The following is a 654-nucleotide window of genomic DNA, read 5'->3' as shown; positions in this document are numbered from 1 at the left end:
ACCGATACAAAGCGAGGCATTCATTCACAGCCTTACTTTCAGTTTTATCGAATATTCACCCGCAAATTTATTCATCCTTCGAAACGTTATATCTCTATCCCAAACTGGGAGGTAGATGGCTTCCTTGTTTCGAAAGATTATGGCGAAACATGGAAGGCTGTTGGCTTTTCTCCCGGACATAATGAACCCAATGGTGATAACAGAGCGCCTGCAGAAGATGTCGTGTCTTTCACCGTCGTCAACGATCAGGGTTTTTTACAAACCAAACACCGGCTGTATATGTCGTCAAAGCCGTTTGAAGATCCACGGATTTTACCTGGTGGGCCAGGGATTGAATATACCGTAGATGACGGTATGGGAGGCATAGTAAACGGAAAGTTAGAAGCCCGTTCTCCTGGGTGGGCCTGGGGGATGATTTACATGACCAGGCAAGGGCTTGAGGGGAGCACGCAACAGCTTAAGACGAACTGGCAAAATTTGCCCGACACAGTCCCCGATGTGAAGGGTTACACCGGCTGGGATCGAATGCGCTGTGATATGGACGCGGGGCGATAAGTGATGAAAGGATTATGTACATCTCTCACAGTTGCCGCTGTTGTATTAACTGCAGAATGCCTGGCGAAAGAGCCACCGACGCAGATAGTTTATCGGTTT

At 48.0% G+C, this 654-nt stretch carries 1 protein-coding gene; it reads left to right on the top strand.

What is annotated here, in order from left to right; all coding sequences use genetic code 11:
* A partial coding sequence (locus ACT3IC_RS23510; protein ID WP_473479888.1) for a T6SS immunity protein Tli3 family protein occupies positions 1 to 555 on the top strand: 555 nt, incomplete at its 5' end.
* Positions 556 to 654: the final 99 nt, after the last annotated feature.

The sequence above is a fragment of the Leclercia sp. GHBNCSD genome (genome assembly GCF_055805075.1).
The sequence above is the reverse complement of the archived record's forward strand: the minus strand, read 5'-3'. Positions and strand labels throughout refer to the sequence as shown.